Annotated in this window: 12 protein-coding genes; all 12 read left to right on the forward strand. The window is 63.7% G+C overall.

Annotated elements, in window-relative coordinates; translation table 11 throughout:
- Positions 1 to 68 precede the first annotated feature (68 nt).
- The 12 genes from V3314_RS12280 to V3314_RS12335 all read left to right on the forward strand — a co-directional run bounded on the left by V3314_RS12280 (position 69) and on the right by V3314_RS12335 (position 17,712).
- Positions 69 to 4,577: an NEL-type E3 ubiquitin ligase domain-containing protein gene (locus tag V3314_RS12280; RefSeq protein ID WP_338460274.1), complete on the forward strand. Its 4,509-nt coding sequence runs from the start codon at positions 69 to 71 to the stop codon at positions 4,575 to 4,577.
- A gap of 120 nt (positions 4,578 to 4,697) precedes the next feature.
- The gene (locus V3314_RS12285; protein WP_338460275.1) at positions 4,698 to 9,128 is read left to right on the forward strand and encodes a DUF6543 domain-containing protein; all 4,431 of its coding nucleotides are present in this window, start codon (positions 4,698 to 4,700) and stop codon (positions 9,126 to 9,128) included.
- A 122-nt stretch (positions 9,129 to 9,250) separates the two neighbouring features.
- Positions 9,251 to 10,897: an acyl-CoA synthetase gene (locus V3314_RS12290; RefSeq protein WP_338460276.1), complete on the forward strand. Its 1,647-nt coding sequence runs from the start codon at positions 9,251 to 9,253 to the stop codon at positions 10,895 to 10,897.
- Positions 10,898 to 10,910: 13 nt separating this feature from the next.
- Positions 10,911 to 11,678, forward strand: a complete 768-nt coding sequence (locus tag V3314_RS12295; protein ID WP_338460277.1) for an SDR family NAD(P)-dependent oxidoreductase — start codon at positions 10,911 to 10,913, stop codon at positions 11,676 to 11,678.
- Positions 11,679 to 11,689: 11 nt separating this feature from the next.
- Entirely contained in the window at positions 11,690 to 12,883 is a 1,194-nt protein-coding gene (locus tag V3314_RS12300; RefSeq protein WP_046615911.1) for an acetyl-CoA C-acyltransferase, read from the forward strand.
- Positions 12,884 to 12,891: 8 nt separating this feature from the next.
- The gene (locus V3314_RS12305; RefSeq protein ID WP_046615912.1) at positions 12,892 to 14,019 is read left to right on the forward strand and encodes an acyl-CoA dehydrogenase; all 1,128 of its coding nucleotides are present in this window, start codon (positions 12,892 to 12,894) and stop codon (positions 14,017 to 14,019) included.
- 13 nt (positions 14,020 to 14,032) lie between these two features.
- A complete protein-coding gene (locus V3314_RS12310) occupies positions 14,033 to 14,806 on the forward strand; it encodes an enoyl-CoA hydratase (protein ID WP_046615913.1) in 774 nt (257 codons plus the stop codon).
- Between the two features lie 632 nt (positions 14,807 to 15,438).
- Positions 15,439 to 15,840 (forward strand): hypothetical protein, encoded by a 402-nt coding sequence (locus V3314_RS12315; RefSeq protein WP_338460278.1) that lies wholly within the window; start codon positions 15,439 to 15,441, stop codon positions 15,838 to 15,840.
- Between the two features lie 8 nt (positions 15,841 to 15,848).
- On the forward strand, positions 15,849 to 16,253 hold the full coding sequence (locus V3314_RS12320; protein ID WP_003259022.1) for a TraR/DksA C4-type zinc finger protein: 405 nt from the start codon (positions 15,849 to 15,851) through the stop codon (positions 16,251 to 16,253).
- A 177-nt stretch (positions 16,254 to 16,430) separates the two neighbouring features.
- A complete protein-coding gene (locus V3314_RS12325) occupies positions 16,431 to 16,625 on the forward strand; it encodes a hypothetical protein (RefSeq protein ID WP_046617149.1) in 195 nt (64 codons plus the stop codon).
- Positions 16,626 to 17,032: 407 nt separating this feature from the next.
- Positions 17,033 to 17,503 (forward strand): hypothetical protein, encoded by a 471-nt coding sequence (locus V3314_RS12330; RefSeq protein WP_003259020.1) that lies wholly within the window; start codon positions 17,033 to 17,035, stop codon positions 17,501 to 17,503.
- Positions 17,500 to 17,712 carry a hypothetical protein gene (locus V3314_RS12335; RefSeq protein WP_046617148.1) on the forward strand — a complete coding sequence of 71 codons (213 nt, stop codon included), beginning with the start codon at positions 17,500 to 17,502 and terminating at the stop codon, positions 17,710 to 17,712. Before V3314_RS12330 ends, V3314_RS12335 begins: the two co-directional genes overlap by 4 nt.
- Positions 17,713 to 17,723 lie beyond the last annotated feature (11 nt).

A 17,723-nucleotide genomic window follows, 5' to 3' on the forward strand; every position in this document is an offset into this window, starting at 1 on the left:
CTTCCCGCTGCCGGCTTGCGCCGCTGGCAAGCATCGTGACAAGTCGATCACTGACCAGGAAATCGACGATGTCTCAACCTGCCTTGCACCCCAAGTTGCTTCACCCCGCCGAAGATTTCATCGCGCAAAGCTTGCCCGCCTGGTTGAAGGCGGCCAAGCCCAAGCAGCTTGCCAGGCTGCAATTGCGTTTCAACGCCTATCTGGCGAGCCAGCGGCTGATGGCAGGGTTCGCCGACCGCCTGCAGCCTCTGGACCGTTTTGCCAAGCAACTGTTCGAGCCTGCCTTGCGCCAGGACAGCCAGCTGAAGCTGCAGGTCGACCTGGACAAACTGGTGTGGCGCGAAACACGCGCACGGCTGGATGTGAGAACCGGCTTGATTCCTGATTATCAACCGTACTTCGTGCGCATGCCGGCCTTGCAAAAGCTGTTGCAGAACTTCAAGGCCAACGAGTCCTTCTTCCTCGGCACCGCCTTGACCCTCCCGGGAGCCCACCAGGACGAGCAGGTGGTGAGCGAAGACATCGAGCGGATTGTCAGCCTGTGCCGCCAGGTGGATGTCGGTAGCGCCTATCAGCGGCATCTGGCGCAGGTATTGACCCCTGACTTTGAAATGGCCCTGGCCACCGACCGGCGCCTGGAACTGGCCGTGGCGATCGAGATCGCGGCCATCAAGCAGCAGCTGGATGCGGAAGACCTGCTGACGCTGCGTATCGCGTGCAAGGATGAACCCGCTGTGATCAAGGGGCCGGTGCAGCTGGAGATCGGTGCACTGCAGGTCCTCGGCTGCCGGGTGGATGGCGCGCTAGCGGTTGAATTGATCGAGCAGCGCCGCCACCAGTCCACGTTTCCCTTCGGGGTACCAGGGCGCTTGAAAAGAGTGATCCTGTACACCCCCGACGATCAGGCGCAACCCCTGCGCGCGTTCACCAATTGGGATGAGGCGAACCGTGCCCTGGCCACGGCGATGGGCAACCAGGACTATCGGCAGGCGTTTGTGCGGCGGATTGCCTTGGGTGATCGCGCCACTTGCGAGCAGGCCCTGGCCACCCGCTTGCAGGATGCACAACCTGACCTGGAACCCCGCAGGGTGTTGGAAGCGGGGGACGGTTTTGCGTCGATGGCCGCCTGGCACATGCAGCGAATCAAGGCCGATGCACTTTTCCTTGCGGTGCCCACCGCCCAGGCCGATGACGCGGCTTCGGAGCAGCGCCTGGACGAGCTCAAATGCGCCGGCCTGGTATTGCTCAACTTGGCGGGCCTGTTCGTCCCGGTCATCGGGGCTTTGCTGGTGGCGGACCTGGCCAGGCAACTGTTGACCGAAACTTTCGAGGGCGTGCGTGACTGGCAGTTGGGCCATCAGCATGAGGCCTTGACGCACATGCTTCAGGTGGCCTTCAGCGTGGCAACCACCGGTGCGGTGGTTGTCGGTGTCCATCTGGCCCGCAGCGCATTCGTCGAAACCCTGGAGCCGATTATCACCGAGGATGGCCGGCAACGGCTTTGGCGCAATGAGCTGGCGCCTTACCAGGACACTACGCCACCAGAACAGCTGTCGGAACTCGACAACGGCTTGCTCGCCGAGGGTGAGCGTCATTGGTGGCGGTTGAATGGTGCCTTGTATCGGGTAAGGCAAACCGCCAATGGCGCTTGGCGCTTGCTGCATGCCGAAGGTGAGGCGGCGTTCGGGCCGGTACTGGAGCGTTGCTCTGCGCGTGGCTGGCGGCTGGCTTACGAGCGGCCACTGGAATGGCAGGGCGCCGCACTGTTGCTCGGGCGGCTTTGGCCGGCGGCGACAGCGATGGACCCCGTGCGGGTGGAGCAGGTGCTGAAGGTCGCGGATGTCGACGAGGCCTACCTGCGTGGCCTGCTGGTGGAACGGCGCAGGTTGCCGGTGCAGCTGCGCGATACCTTGCAGCGCTTTGCCGTGGACGCACGCGCGCAAACCTTTTTCAGCCGGCTGGAAGCGGGGGAGGCCGATACCGCTACCGAGCTATGGCAATGGTGCATTGAACGGTTGCAACTGCAGGGTGAAACCGTCGAAGAACAGGTGCTGTCGATCCGTGACGCGGCAATCGAGTTGCGTGAGGCGATGCTCGAGCATTTTTCCAGGATTTACTTGGCCGACGACCCGCTGCTGGGCTTGATCCAGCGCGATTTCCCGACGCTGCCAGAGGCCTATGCCCTCGATGTGCTCGAACAGGCAACAGAGGCTGTGCGCTTGCGCATGCAGGCAGAGTCCCGCCTGCCGCTGGCGTTGGCTGAACAGGCGCGGGTGGCCCTGCAACTGGCGCGCCTGACCCGCATGCGCGAAGCGTTGTACCTGCAAGGCAGTTACCGGCCGGAAGTGGTGGCGCTGGCCTTTGCCCTGCTGCGTCGGCATGGCCCCGGTGCTGCCGGGTTCAACCTGGTATTGCGCCGTGACCCGTATGCCGGGGCGGCGATGGAACGGCTGTTCGCCGAGACCGACCATGAGCAGGCCGTGGTGCTGGTCAGGCGGGAGGGGCGCTTCCAACTCTACAATGACAGAGGCTTGCCGGATGAGCGCGAGGTCGCCGCCCCCGAGGGGCTGTTCGAGGTGCTGGCCGCTTGCCTGCCCGTGGAATACCGGGTGCGACAGGGGTGGAATGGCGCCGATGCGCCGACCAGAATCCGCGAGCAGATGCAGGCCTGGCTACCCGGTGACCGGCAGGCCCTGCTGCGCCTGCTCGGCTGGCGGGAGGCAAGGCCCATGGCATCGCCCATGCAGCGTTTGGCCGATGGCCGAGCGGGTTATCCACTGGGTGGCTGCCAGTCGTGCATCGGCTCGCCGGAGCGCGTGGTGCGGCAGCGGGTGCGCGCGTTGTATCCCGGTATCGGGGATGCGGGCGTCGATCGCTATGTCCAGAGCCTGTTGGACATGCGCGGGGGCCTGTTCGTGAACCTGCTGCGTGTCGAGCAGGAATATCGCCGCCTGGATGACAGCTTGCTGGCCTGGGTTGACGAGGTGGCGGGCAGCGCCAGCCGCGCACGCCGCCGTGTCGCAGATTCGTTGCGGCGTGCCTGGCAGATGCGCAGCGACCGCGCCGTCGGGGCTATCGGCAACGATGCGGTGCTCAGCCTGAGCATCATCGCCGTACCGGTGGGCAGCCTGCCCGTGTTGCCGGTCGGGACGGACTTCTCGCACGTGTCGGAATTGACCCTGTCGGCGCTCGGCCTGAATGCCATCCCGTCGGGGTTCCTCGCCTGCTTCCCCGATCTGCTGTGCCTGGACATGAGCGACAATGCCTTGCGCGCGCTACCTGCGGGGCTGGAGCGGTTGACCGCCTTGCGCCAGTTGCTGATGCCGCGCAACCGTATTCGTATCTCGGAGCCGCAGGCCAATGTGCTGACCGGCCTGGCGCTCTTGCGTTCGCTGGACCTGAGTGACAACCCGCTCGGCGACATCAGGCTACAGTTCGAGCGGTTACCCAGCTTGCGGATCCTGCGTTTGAACCGCGTGCAGATGACGGCGCTGCCCCGGGGCCTGGAGTGGTGTGGCCTGTTGGTGTTCGCCGACCTTCGCAACAACCAGATAGCCGAGTTGCCGGCAACTTTGTTCCAGGCCCCGTTGCAGTTGCGCCGTGCCATGCACCTGGAGGGCAATGCGCTGCCAGTGCAGGATCTCGATCGCCTGTATGGCGCCGAACGCCTGCTGGCCACGCCCCGCCCGCAACGACACGCTCCGGCCCGGGAAGAATGGCTGCAGACCCTGGACCCAGCGGCGCGGCAGGAGCAGCAAGGGAAATGGGATGCGCTGAATGCCGAGCCCGGTAGCCTGGCTTTCTTCGAGCTGCTCAGGCAACTGACGAGCACGGCCGAATTCAGCAAGGCGCCGGCCGAACTCGGGTTCAGGGTATGGGCAATGCTGGATGCCGCCCATGCCGATACCGCCACGCGCGTGGCGCTGTTTGACCTGGCAGCCGAGCCCACCACCTGTGTGGACAGCGTTTCCACCGTGTTCAGCCGCCTCGAGGTGCGCATGCATGTCGAGCAGGCCACCCGCGGCGGCGACCCGATTTCGACCCGCGCGGCACGCCTGCAGTTGGCCAAGCGGCTATTTCGCGTGCACTGGGTAGAGAAAATCGCCCGACGCGAAATCGACGCCCGTTACCAGGATGGACGTTGGAGCCGCGGGAACCATGATGAAGAGGAGGTGGAGGTCAATCTTGCCTACCTCAGCGGCTTGGCCCAGCGCCTGGACCTGTTGGGGCAACCTCGCCATATGCAGTTTGGCAGGCTGGCCAACGTGTCGCCGCTGCAACTGGAGGAGGCCTTCAAGGAAGTGCTGGAGGTGGAGGCGGGCGAGCAACGGATCGTGTTCATAAGCGAGCGTGATTTCTGGTTGCCGGTACTGCGGGCAGAGCATGCGGACGAGTTCGAAACCCTGGAAACGCAATTCTCCCTGCGTCTGGAAACTCTGGACGAGCAAAGGGAGGCCTTGACCAGTGACGAGTACTGGAAGCTGAGCAACGCCCTGCGCGATGAGCGCGAGCAGGCCCTGGCCAGCCTTGCCCAGCGCCTTACGCACGAAGCGTTCATGGTGCCAGAGGCAAAGTGACGGCGCTTCACGGGCGGCGCGCAGTGTGCCGCCCTGCTTCTACAGCAGGGGTTCCCTCTGCGCAAGCGTTGGCAGGTTGCACACCATGCGTGGCTTTCGACAGCCATCCAGGGACCTGCCATGACCCGCGAACCACACGCACCACAGCCAGCCTCTGCGTCTTCCAGCCATTTGCACGACGGTTTCATCGGTGACCGGTTGCCTGCCTGGCTCAAACAGGCCACGCAAAGCCAGATACGCACCTTGCGCGAAAGCCTGGAGGCCCATCATGCCACCCAGGCCCGGTTGCGCGGGATCACCCTGGCGCTGCCGTCACCACAGCAGTTCGCCGAACGGCAATTCGCCAGTTTGTTGCACGAGCCGCTGCCGGGCGACGTAGCGTTCTGGCAGTTGGAGTGGCTGGAGGTTTCCCATCGTTTTTCGTCCACGCTCGGCGCTGAGCCGCAATTTCCCACTTACGGGCAACGGCGTGAAAACGGCTTGCTCCGCCTGATGCGCAACTTTTCCGCCAGCAACGATTTCTACCTGGGAACCGGATTGGTCGCGCCGGGGCAGGAACGGGTACTTTCGCGGGGCACCGATGAACTGGTCGAGGCGTGCCGCAAGCTCGATGCCGGGCGCCTGTATCAGCAGGAACTGGACCGCACATTCGATACTGCGGCACAGCACATCTTGTGTGAGGACAAGCGCTCCGGGCTGCGCCTGGCCGTGCAGGTTGCCGCGCTGAAAGGCGAGATTACCGAGCCGGTCAAGGAGGCATTGCACGCCTTGGTGGATGAACCTGCGGATCGGCGATCCGCCAGCCTCACGGGCCACCCGGGCCTGCTCGAAGCCCTCGGTTGCACAGTGGCGGATGGTGTGTGGATTCAACTTCGCGACAGGCATGGGCAAACGCAGGGCGGCGTGCTCTACCTGCCCAGCGACCCGGTACAGGCGTTGCGACACTTCGACAGCCATGCCTCGATCAATAGCGCGCTGGTGGCCGAGCTGCGCCATGAACCCTATCGCCAGGCGTTCAGCCAGTTAATCGGCCTGGATCAGCGTGCCGGGTTCATGCACAAGCTGCGGGCCCGACTGGAGGATGACCAGCCGGACCTGGAACTCGATGGCAGCGTGCCACAGCATGACATTTTCCAAGCGCTGGCTGCACAGCAGACAAACCGGGTGAAGCAGGATGGTCGCTTGTTGCTGGTGCCGACCGCCGATGCCGATGAAGCCGCAACGCGTGAGCGGCACGAGGCGTGGAAGGCCGCCGGCCTCGATGTGCTCAACCTCGCGGGCCTGTTCATTCCGGTGGTGGGCGGCTTGCTGCTCGGGCAACTGGTCGCCCAAACCCTCTCGGAGGTTTTCGAGGGCGTGCAGGACTGGTCGCGAGGCCATCAGCACGAGGCGCTGGAGCACATGCTCGGAGTTGCCGAGATACTGGCGGGCACCGCCGCGACGGTGGCGGGCGTCACCTTCGTGCGCAGCGCGTTCGTCGCGGCGCTGGAGCCGGTAAGGCTCGCCAATGGGGCGGGCCGTTTGTGGTCCCGAGATCTGGCAGCCTTTGCCTCGACCCCTGAAACGATCACCTTGGGTGCGGACGGGGCCTATGCTGATGGCGAGCGCCGCTGGATGAAGGCCGACGGGGTCTTCTACGAAGTTCATCGGCCTGACCCCGATGGCCCCTGGCGTCTGCGCCACCCCGATCGCGAAGAGGCGTACGGCCCGGTCGTGCTGCACAATGGCGAACGCAGCTGGCGCCTGATGCACGATGAGCCGCAGCGTTGGCGCGACCCTGCGAAAATGCTCGATACCCTTTGGCCGCGCGATCAACCTTTCGATGGCCAGCAGGCGCAGCGGATCTTACGCATGGCCGGCATCGATGAGGACGAACTGCGTGGCCTGCTGGTGGAAAACCGGCGAACGCCTGCCACCTTGCGGGAAACCCTCAGGGCATTCGATGCCGATGCCCGGATCGACACGTTCTTCCGCAACTTGGAACGCGACACTGTCTCCGATGAGGACTTGCAGCTGCTGGCCTGGTGCGAGGCCCGACCGGGCAGTGTAAAGGGGCGTGCGGCAGTGCTGGCGGACCGGCCAAGGTCGAGCGACCTGCTGTTCGCACGGCTGACACGCCTGCCCGAATCGACGGAGCCTTTGCTCAAGCCGCTGATGGCGCTGGGGCTGCCCGAGCCCTATGCGCGCGATCTGGCCGACGGAGCAAGTCACGACGCTCGCCAGCTGTTCGTCAATGGTGGAAAGTTGCCGCAGAGCCTGGCCACCCAGGCCAGGTCGTTGTGCTCGCTGGCGAAGGTGAGCAGGGCGTTGGCAGGGTTTTATCTGCCGAGCGCATATAGCGATGAAACGGGCATGCTGGTGTTGGCATTGCTGAATGTCGAGGCCATTGATGCGTTTAGCCTGGTGTTGAGCAATGCTGCTGCGGATGCCGTGGCGTTGCAGCGCATCGGTTCGGTTGGCAATGCGGCCGAGCAGCGGGTGCTGGTGCGTGAGCAAGGTGTCTTTGCCCTGTATGACGGGCAGGGCCGAAAACTCGCGATGCAGCCGCCTGCTTCCTCGTGCATCTTCCAGGCTGTGCTGGCCGCGCTCGAGTCGCGCAACCTGCTGGGCCGTTTGGGCCTGGCCGAGAACGCCAATGCCGAGCGCCTGCGCGAGAAGCTAATGGCGCACCTGGGTACCCATGAGGAAATCGCCCGCATGCTGGGCTGGGCGCCGACGGAGCGCTGGTTCAACCCCGGCCAGCGCCTTGCCGATGGCCGCGTCGGTTACCTGCTCAGCGGGCGCGCATCACCGCTAACCACCCCCAGGGACCAGCTGCGGGCCGGCCTGAGGCGATTCTTCCCGGGGCTGGGCGATTCGCTGGAAACGCAAGTTGACCGCTGGCTGCTGCAGAATGTGCCGGTCGCCGATGCGCTCATGGCGCTACAGGACGATTTTGAGCAGTTGAACCGCGCGCTCAATCGCTGGGTGTCGGCTGCACTGAGTGACACATTGCGGGCCCGGCGGCAATTGTTCGCCGAACGACTGCTGCGTGCCTGGCAGGCGCTTGGCGACCATGTGGTGGTCGACAGTGACGGCAAGCGCCAGGGGCTGCGCCTGGTCCTGAATGATCTGCCAACGGATTCGTTGCCTGTCTTGCCCGCGTCTGTCGATTTCTATCACGTCACCACCCTGGTATTGAGCGAGACGTCTATCGGAGTGGTGAACGAGGAGTTTCTGCGCGCTTTCACCTACCTGCAGGAGCTGGACATGAGGCACAACCAGCTGCTGCGTTGCCCGCGCGGGCTAGGCTACCTGACCAACCTGCGCCGGTTGCGCCTGGGGCATAACCGCATTCGCCTGGATGCCCATGCCATCGAAGCCTTGAACGGGTTACCGCTGCTCAGTCACCTCGACCTGAGCCATAACAGCCCGCTTGGGGTTTACGAAATGCGCTTCCATCACCTCCCTCATCTGGTCGAGCTGAATTTGCGCCGCTGCGGGCTCAGCGAGTGGCCCAGAGGGCTCGAGCTGTGTGGCTTCCTGCAACGAGCCGACCTGCGAGACAATTTCCTGCGGGGTGTGCCTGACGGCGTGCTGGCCATGCCGCTGGAGTTTCGCCAGCGCATCCTGGTCGATGGCAACCGCCTGAGCATGGCCGATTACGGCAAGCTCTATGCCTTGGAGCCGCTGCTGGAGGAACCGGAAGCGGCGATTGGCCGCGCCTGGTGGGTCGGGTCCGATTCCGCCAGCCCTGAGCGGGGCGAGCTTTGGGACCGGCTGAGCACCCAGGACGAAAATGCCCGCTTGTTCGATCTGCTGGAGCTTTTGCAAGGCCTGTCGGACTTCAGCTGGCCCAAGTCTTATCTGTTGCGCATGGGCTGGCAATGCCTGTCGATCATGGAGGCAGACGCCGAATTCGCTCGCCAGGTGCAACTGGCGGCAGCCGGTGCGGTAAAGGATGACAATGGTGCCATCGAGCTGTTCAGCCGGCTGCTGCGTCTGCATGCCGAGCGCGACGCGGCTGGCGATGGCGCCCAATCTCGTGGCCCGAGGTTGCTGGCGTTGGGGCGCGCCTTGCAGCGCCTGGACCGCCTTGACGAGTATGTCGAGGCCGAGCGGCAGAACCTCGAAGGTTTCGCCGAACCGGCAGTACTGGCGACGCTGGCAATGCGCTACAGGGTGCGCTTGCGCACCAGGCTCAGGTTGCCTTTCCAGCCTGCCAGAATGCGTCTCAGGGCGGCCGACGTAGGGTTGAGCGAGCATCGGCTGCAGGCGGCAGAGGCAGCCGTGGGAAGGGCGGACGTTCTCGATGATGTAGTGGCCGACCTGTGCACGCGTGCGTTCTGGCAGCGCTTTGTGCAACAGCACTTTACGCAGCCGTTCAACGACCTGGAGCAACTCGCCGGTGAGCAGCGGGCGGCACTGGCGGCACGGCGTGGCGAGTTGGGCGAAGCACAGTACCTGAATGAGGTAGAGGCGCTGGATGCCCAGTTGCAGACCGATCGGCTGGCGTTGCAACTGCAACTGACCCGGCACTACGTGATCAGCCTGGAGCGCGCAACGGGCTGATGGCCACCGGCCAAACCGGTCATCCAGTTTGACAACTTAGGCCATTGCCGCGACGCCAACGCGGCGCGAACATCGTCGGACCGATGGTTCAACTCCAAAAACAAGAAACCAGGAGTCCGACGATGCGCGATTACACCGAGGCCGCTCGTGCGTTCGACCATGGCCAGGCTGCTGCGGCGGCGCTGCATGGCAACCTTGAAGCTTTGAATGCCTGTGTCGAATGTTGCGACCGCCATGCCGGTAAGGGCAAGACCGCACTGGTCTGGGAAGACCGCGACGGCAACAGCGCGTGGCTGAGCTTCGATCAGTTGCAGGCCCTGGCCGCCCGTTTCGCCAATGTGCTCCAGGCACAAGGTGTGGGAGCCGGTGACCGGGTTGCCGGCCTGATGCCTCGTACCCCCGAACTGCTGGTCACCATCCTCGCCACCTGGCGTCTCGGTGCTGTGTATCAGCCACTGTTCACCGCGTTCGGCCCCAAGGCCATCGAACATCGCCTGGAGCAGTCCCACGCCCGCGTGGTCGTCACCGACAGCCACAACCGCGCCAAGCTGGACGATGTGCACGCCTGCCCGACCATCATCACCGTCAATGCCCGCAGTGGCGAGCTGGACTTCCAGCAGTGCCTGGACCATGCCGCAGACAAATGCGAGCCGGTCATGCGCTCGGGCAACGACCCGTTCCTGCTGATGTTCACCTCCGGCACCACTGGCCCGGCCAAACCGCTGGAAGTGCCGCTGCGTGCCATCGTCGCGTTCCAGGGCTACATGCGCGATGCCATCGACCTGCGCCCAGCGGACAACTTCTGGAACCTGGCCGACCCGGGTTGGGCCTATGGCCTCTATTATGCAGTCACTGGCCCGCTGTCGCTGGGCCATGCCACCACCTTCTACGATGGCCCGTTCAGTGTTGAAAGCTGCGCGCGGGTGATCGACAAGCTGGGCATCACCAATCTGGCCGGCTCGCCCACCGCGTATCGCTTGCTGATTGCCGCCGGGGATGACTTCTCGGCACCGATCAAGGGCCGCCTGCGGGTGGTCAGCAGTGCCGGTGAACCGCTCAACCCGGAAGTGATCCGCTGGTTCGCCGACGAACTGGGCGTCACCATCCACGACCACTACGGACAGACCGAACTGGGCATGGTGCTGTGCAACCACCATGGCCTGCAGCACCCGGTACACCTCGGCTCGGCCGGCTTCGCCATCCCCGGCCACCGCATCGTGGTGCTGGACGAGCAGGGTAACGAACTGCCCGCCGGCCAGCCGGGCATCCTCGCGGTCGACCGTGAGCAGTCGCCACTGTGCTGGTTCGCGGGCTACCACGGTCTGCCGACCAAAGCCTTCGTCGGCAAGTACTACCTCAGCGGCGACACCGTCGAGCTGAACCAGGACGGCAGCATCAGCTTCGTCGGCCGCAGCGACGATGTGATCACTACCTCCGGCTACCGGGTCGGCCCGTTCGACGTGGAAAGCGCGCTGATCGAGCACCCGGCGGTGATCGAAGCGGCAGTGATCGGCAAACCGGACCCGGAGCGCACCGAGCTGATCAAGGCCTTCGTGGTATTGGCCAGCGGTCACCTGGGCAGCGCCGAGCTTGAGGAGGCTTTGCGCCAGCACGTGCGCCAGCGCCTGTACGCCCATGCCTACCCAAGGGAAATCGAATTCGTCAGCGAGCTGCCCAAGACCCCGAGCGGCAAGCTGCAACGCTTCATCCTGCGCAACCAGGAAGTCGCCAAACAACAAGCGCAACAGGCCACCCCTGCCAGCGCCTGAAAGGAAACCGATCATGCAAATAGCCAACAAACACTTCATCGTCAGCGGTGCCGCCTCCGGGCTCGGTGCTGCTACCGCCCACATGCTGGTCGAGGCCGGCGCCAAGGTCATGCTGGTCGACCTCAATGCCCAGGCCGTCGAAGCCAAGGCCCGCGAGCTGGGCGAAAACGCCCGTTTTGCGGTCGCCGACATCAGCGACGAGCAGGCCGCCCAGGCGGCGGTGGATGCGGCTGTCAGCGCCTTTGGAAGCCTGCACGGGCTGGTCAACTGCGCCGGTATCGTCGGTGCCGAGAAAGTGCTGGGCAAGCAGGGCCCGCATGGCCTTGCCAGCTTTGCCAAGGTCATCAATGTCAACCTGATCGGCAGCTTCAACCTGCTGCGCCTGGCCGCTGCGGCCATGGCCGAAGGGGCTGCCGATGAGGGGGGCGAGCGCGGGGTGATCATCAACACCGCTTCCATCGCCGCCTATGACGGCCAGATCGGCCAGGCCGCCTACGCTGCTTCCAAAGGCGCCATCGCCAGCCTGACCCTGCCGACCGCTCGCGAACTGGCGCGCTTCGGCATCCGAGTGATGACCATCGCCCCGGGCATCTTCGAAACGCCGATGATGGCCGGTATGACCGAGGAAGTACGCGCCTCGCTGGCCGCCGGCGTGCCTTTCCCACCGCGCCTGGGTCGCCCGCAGGAATATGCCGCGCTGGCCCGCCACATCATCGAGAACAGCATGCTCAATGGCGAGGTGATCCGCCTCGACGGTGCACTGCGCATGGCTGCCAAGTAAGGAGAGCGAACATGACCCTCGCCAATGACCCGATCGTTATCGTCAGCGCCGTGCGCACGCCCATGGGCGGCCTGCAGGGCGACCTCAAGAGCCTGACCGCGCCGCAGCTGGGCAGCGCCGCCATCCGTGGTGCCGTGGAGCGCGCTGGCATCGATGCCACCAGTGTCGAGCAGGTGCTGTTCGGCTGCGTGCTGCCGGCAGGCCAGGGCCAGGCACCGGCGCGCCAGGCCGCGCTGGGCGCCGGGCTGGACAAGCACACCACCTGCACCACCCTGAACAAGATGTGTGGTTCGGGCATGCAGGCGGCGATCATGGCTCATGACCTGCTGCTGGCCGGTACCGCCGATGTGGTGGTGGCCGGTGGCATGGAAAGCATGACCAACGCACCGTACCTGCTGGACAAGGCCCGTGGCGGCTACCGCATGGGCCATGGCAGGATCATCGACCACATGTTCATGGACGGCCTGGAAGATGCCTACGACAAGGGCCGCCTGATGGGCACCTTTGCCGAAGACTGCGCCCAGGCCAATGCCTTCAGCCGCGAAGCCCAGGACCAGTTCGCCATTGCCTCGCTGACCCGCGCCCAGGACGCCATCAAGAGCGGTCGCTTTGCTGCCGAGATCGTGCCGGTCGAGGTCATCGAGGGCAAAGAGAAGCGCGTCATCAAGGACGACGAACAACCGCCCAAGGCGCGCCTGGACAAGATCCCGCAGCTCAAGCCGGCCTTCCGCGAAGGGGGCACGGTGACTGCCGCCAACTCCAGCTCGATTTCCGACGGTGCCGCGGCACTGGTGCTGATGCGCCGCTCCGAGGCCGACAAGCGCGGCCTCAAACCGCTGGCGGTGATCCACGGGCACGCCGCCTTTGCCGACACCCCGGCACTGTTCCCGACCGCGCCGATCGGCGCCATCGACAAACTGATGAAACGCACCGGCTGGAACCTGGCCGAGGTCGACCTGTTCGAGATCAACGAGGCCTTTGCCGTGGTCACCCTGGCGGCCATGAAACACCTCGACCTGCCGCACGACAAGGTCAATATCCATGGCGGCGCCTGCGCCCTTGGCCATCCGATCGGCGCTTCCGGCGCACGCATCCTGGTGACCCTGCTGTCGGCCCTGCGCCAGAACAACCTGCACCGTGGCGTGGCGGCCATCTGCATTGGCGGTGGCGAGGCCACGGCCATGGCAGTCGAATGCCTGTATTGAGGTGAACCATGCTGGTAACTGACGAGCAACAACAGATCGCCGACGCGGTACGCGCCTTTGCCCAAGAGCGCCTGAAGCCGTTTGCCGAGCAATGGGACAAGGAACACCGCTTCCCCAAAGAGGCCATCGACGAGATGGCCGAGCTGGGCCTGTTCGGCATGCTGGTGCCGGAGCAGTGGGGCGGCAGCGACACCGGCTACGTGGCCTATGCCATGGCCTTGGAGGAAATCGCCGCCGGTGACGGCGCCTGCTCGACCATCATGAGCGTGCACAACTCGGTGGGTTGTGTGCCGATCCTGCGTTTTGGCAGCGAGCGGCAGAAAGAGCAGTTCCTCACCCCGCTGGCCAGCGGTGCGATGCTCGGCGCCTTCGCCCTGACCGAACCGCAGGCTGGCTCCGACGCCAGTAGCCTGAAGACCCGTGCACGTCTGGATGGCGACCACTACGTGCTCAATGGCAGCAAGCAGTTCATCACCTCCGGGCAGAACGCCGGGGTGGTGATCGTGTTCGCCGTGACTGACCCGGACGCGGGCAAGCGCGGCATCAGTGCCTTCATCGTGCCTACCGATTCGCCGGGCTACCAGGTGGCGAGGGTCGAGGACAAGCTCGGCCAGCACGCCTCCGATACCTGCCAGATCGTTTTCGACAATGTGCGCGTACCGGTGGCCAACCGTCTGGGCGCCGAAGGCGAGGGGTACAAGATTGCCTTGGCCAACCTCGAAGGCGGCCGCATCGGCATCGCCTCGCAGGCGGTGGGTATGGCCCGCGCGGCGTTCGAAGTGGCGCGCGACTACGCCAACGAGCGGCAGAGCTTCGGCAAGGCGCTGATCGAACACCAGGCGGTGGCCTTCCGCTTGGCCGACATGGCGACGAAGATTGCCGTGGCCCGGCAGATGGTGCTGCACGCCGCCGCGCTTCGCGATGCCGGGCGCCCGGCGCTGGTGGAAGCTTCGATGGCCAAGCTGTTTGCCTCGGAAATGGCCGAAAAGGTCTGTTCGGATGCCTTGCAGACCCTGGGCGGTTATGGCTATCTGAGTGACTTCCCGCTGGAGCGGATCTACCGCGACGTTCGGGTTTGCCAGATCTACGAAGGCACCAGCGACATTCAGCGCATGGTCATTGCGCGCAATCTTTGAAGGAGCAGACTGCATGGCATTCGAAACCATCCTGTTGGATATCCACGGCAAGGTCGGCCTTATCACCCTCAACCGCCCACAGGCGCTGAACGCGCTGAATGCGCAGATCGTCGGCGAGATCAACCAGGCCCTGGACCAGCTCGAACGCGATCCGAACATCGGCTGCGTGGTGCTGACCGGTTCCGCCAAGGCCTTTGCCGCTGGTGCCGACATCAAGGAAATGGCCGAACTGCAATACCCGCAAATCTACGTTGACGACCTGTTCAGCGATGCCGACCGCATTGCCAACAGGCGCAAGCCGATCATTGCTGCAGTGTCCGGTTTTGCCCTAGGCGGTGGCTGCGAGCTGGCGATGATGTGCGACTTCATCCTGGCGGCGGACAATGCCAGGTTCGGCCAGCCGGAAATCAACCTTGGCGTGTTGCCGGGCATGGGCGGCACCCAGCGCCTGACCCGTGCGGTGGGCAAGGCCAAGGCCATGGAACTGTGCCTGACCGGTCGCCTTATGGGGGCTGAGGAAGCTGAGCGTGCTGGCCTGGTGGCGCGTATCGTGCCGCAGGCGGAGCTGGTGGAAGAGGCGCTGAAGGTGGCCGCGACCATTGCCAGCAAGTCGATTCCGGTGAGCATGATGGTCAAGGAGAGCGTCAACCGTGCGTTCGAAGTCACCCTAAGCGAGGGTGTGCGCTTCGAGCGACGGGTGTTCCATGCGGCGTTTGCTACCGAAGACCAGAAAGAGGGAATGGCTGCGTTCATTGCCAAGCGCGAGGCGCAGTTCAAGGACCGCTGATTGGAATCGGCATTGCCGTTGCTTTTGCTTTTGCTTTTGCTTTTAAGCGCGCAATAGTTCAGGCGCCGCCGATTGCGACTTCAGGAGGCCGAGCGGAGGGACTGCGGAGGGAGGTGACGGGCATGGATGCCCGTCAAGCGCTGAGGCCCCATGGATGGGGCCTGCAGCGCGTACTCCCGGGAGCAGGCCCGTAGCGAGGGAACCCCGGAGCGAAGCGGAGGGGCCGGATGATGGGAGCCGACGGTTTTTGGTTCCTTTTTGCCACGACAAAAAGGGACCCGCCGTAAGGGCGGAAAGGTGATTAAGCGCCACCTTCGAAAATGAATGTTGACCTTGTTGTTGATGCCCACGCTTGAAAGCGAAGAGCGAAGAGCGAAGAGCGAAGAGCGAAGAGCAGAAAAGTACTGGTCTTGATTCCGCGCATAGTCCATTTACGATGGCGACGCATACTCACCTTTTCGCCCTTACGGCGAGTCACTTTTTGCCAAACGCGGCAAAAAGTAACCAAAAAACGCTGCGCTCCCATCATCCGGCCCCTGCGCTACGCTCCGGGGTTCCCTCGCGCCGGTCTTGCTCCCGGGAGTACGCGCTGCAGGCCCCATCCATGGGGCCTCAGCGCTTGACGGGCATCCATGCCCGTCACCTCCCTCCGCAAGACCTCTGCTCGGCCTCCTGAAGTCGCGAAGATCAAGATCAAGATCAAGATCAAGATCAAGATCAAGATCAAGATCAAGATCAAGATCAAGAGCCAGAGCCAGAGCCAGAGCCAGAGCCAGAGCCAGAGCCAGAGCCAGAGCCAGAGCCAGAGCCAGAGCCAGAGCCAGAGCCAGAGCCAGAGCCAGAGCAGAGGGCGCCGACTGGCGGAATGTGGGCACTGGAAGCAAATTCGCACCCAATTGCAGTTGCTCCACGCGACGCGGCGCCTTAGACTGCCGCCCCCTGTAAAAGAGTGCCGGTTGGCGCTTGAAGAATTCCGCTGCCGATGCCAAGGCGTCGGCGGCACCCGAATCGCCCAAATGCACATATTTTCATAGAGAAATCGATGACCAAGGAACAGTTGCTGGCCATGTCGGCCGATGACTACATGAACGCTGACCAGCTGGCTTTCTTCGCTGGCCTGCTGCAGGCGATGAAAGTCGAAACCCATGAACGCATCGAGCTGAGCCGAGCCACCATCGAAGGCCTGGACACCCCGTCGGATCCTGCCGACGTGGCTTCGGTCGAAGAAGAGCGTAGCTGGCTGGTGAACGCCATCGACCGCGACCAGCGCCTGCTGCCGCAGCTGGAAATGGCCCTGGACCGCATTGCCGACGAAAGCTTTGGCTGGTGCGATGACAGCGGTGAGCCGATCGGCCTGAAGCGTCTGCTGATCAGCCCGACCACCAAGTACTGCATTGAAGCCCAGGAGCGCCACGAGCAGCTCGACCGCCACCAGCGCCAGGTGTAACCCCGCGCGGTGTGCCAAGCCCCACGGAGCGATCCCTGGGGCTTTTTGCGTTTCGTTCCGGCGGCGGTTTGTTGCCCCGTACGTAACACTGATGTACCGGGATGCGCTGTTTCCACACCGTACGCAGGCGTATCATGGCTTTATCGTTAGGGTGCTAATTAAATTCCGGAGGGAATGATGAATAGCCGGGTCGATGTAGCCGTGATGATTGGTTCGGGTGTGCCCGCCACACTGCGGGCGCTGGGTAAACCCATCTGCTGGGTGGTGCTGGTCAATGGCGAACGCCGTGGTACCCCATTCGCCACGCGAGAGGAAGCGCTGGAATGCCAGACCGCCTGGCAGCAGCAGTTGAAGAAGGGCCTGGCAGCCTGAGCGCCGCGAATGCTACCGGTGAGCAAACAGGGTGTTGTTCAGGGCGTTCTTCTGTAAGAAATGTACTTTGCCTCTCGACGAATTTCGGTGTTTTCGTGCATATTCTTCCCCCAGTAATGCGCTGATGGATTGCAAGGCCCGCTCTTACGCGCTCTGGCATTGCCTGCCGCATCTTTTCTGGCGGTTTTGCTGTCAGACATTAAGCTTCCCGAATCGGGAATATGCCGAAAGCCTGTATTTGAGGCCAGATCTGGCAAGCCAGAGTAAAGATTCCTGCACACTGCATCGCCAGCGTGCACAGACATTTCGCATATCGCTTTATTACTCTTTTCGCCTATCGATAAGAAATGACCGTGTCTCACCGAGCTTGGGTGAGGGCGGGTTGTAACCGGTTGAGGATTACTTCATTGGCAGTCAGCACTCTTGATACCCATGCGTTGTTCGCCTTGGGCGACTTGCGCGGTAAATTGGCCCAGCTGTTTCAGGGCCGCTTCGTCTATGTCACCGAACAGAGTCCCGAAGGCCTGTACATGGCCGAAATCGACACCGAAAGTGCATTGGTCGTCGATGACAAGCAGCGATTGGAACTGAAGGTTGGCGACCATTTTCGCGCCGCCGTTCTGCCCAGCCGGGAAGGCGGCAAGCTGGAAATGCGCTTTCGTGAAATCAAGCTGAACGTATATGGCGTGGGCGACTATGCCTTCGTGTCGGTGCCCGAAGGCGAGGGCATCGTGTTCCGTGAAGGCCACGGTGTGATGCTGGTATTCGCCGCGCAGCAGCAAGTGCAGGAAGGCCTGGGCAAGTTGCTCAAGGCGGTGACCGGCAAGGTTGCCAAATGGCGCAAAGGTGAGCTGACCACCTTCAAGGCCAGTGAATGACCCTCAGTGACGATACGCCCGCAACACGTGCCGAGTTTCATCGGCAGCATCACGCGGATGCCGTGGCCGAGGCCGAGCGTTTGCTGGCCAGGCGCGAAGAGCTGCAAGGCGCCTGGTTGAACTGGGTGGCAGGCGAATTGTATCGCCTTGGCCCGCCGCCTTATGCCGCCATGGTCCGGCGCGAGTTGCAGCGCCTGGCCCAAGGATGAGGCGGCGACTT

It is taken from the genome of Pseudomonas sp. TE3-3-F2023 (assembly GCF_036784815.1).
Classification (GTDB): domain Bacteria; phylum Pseudomonadota; class Gammaproteobacteria; order Pseudomonadales; family Pseudomonadaceae; genus Aquipseudomonas; species Aquipseudomonas pudica.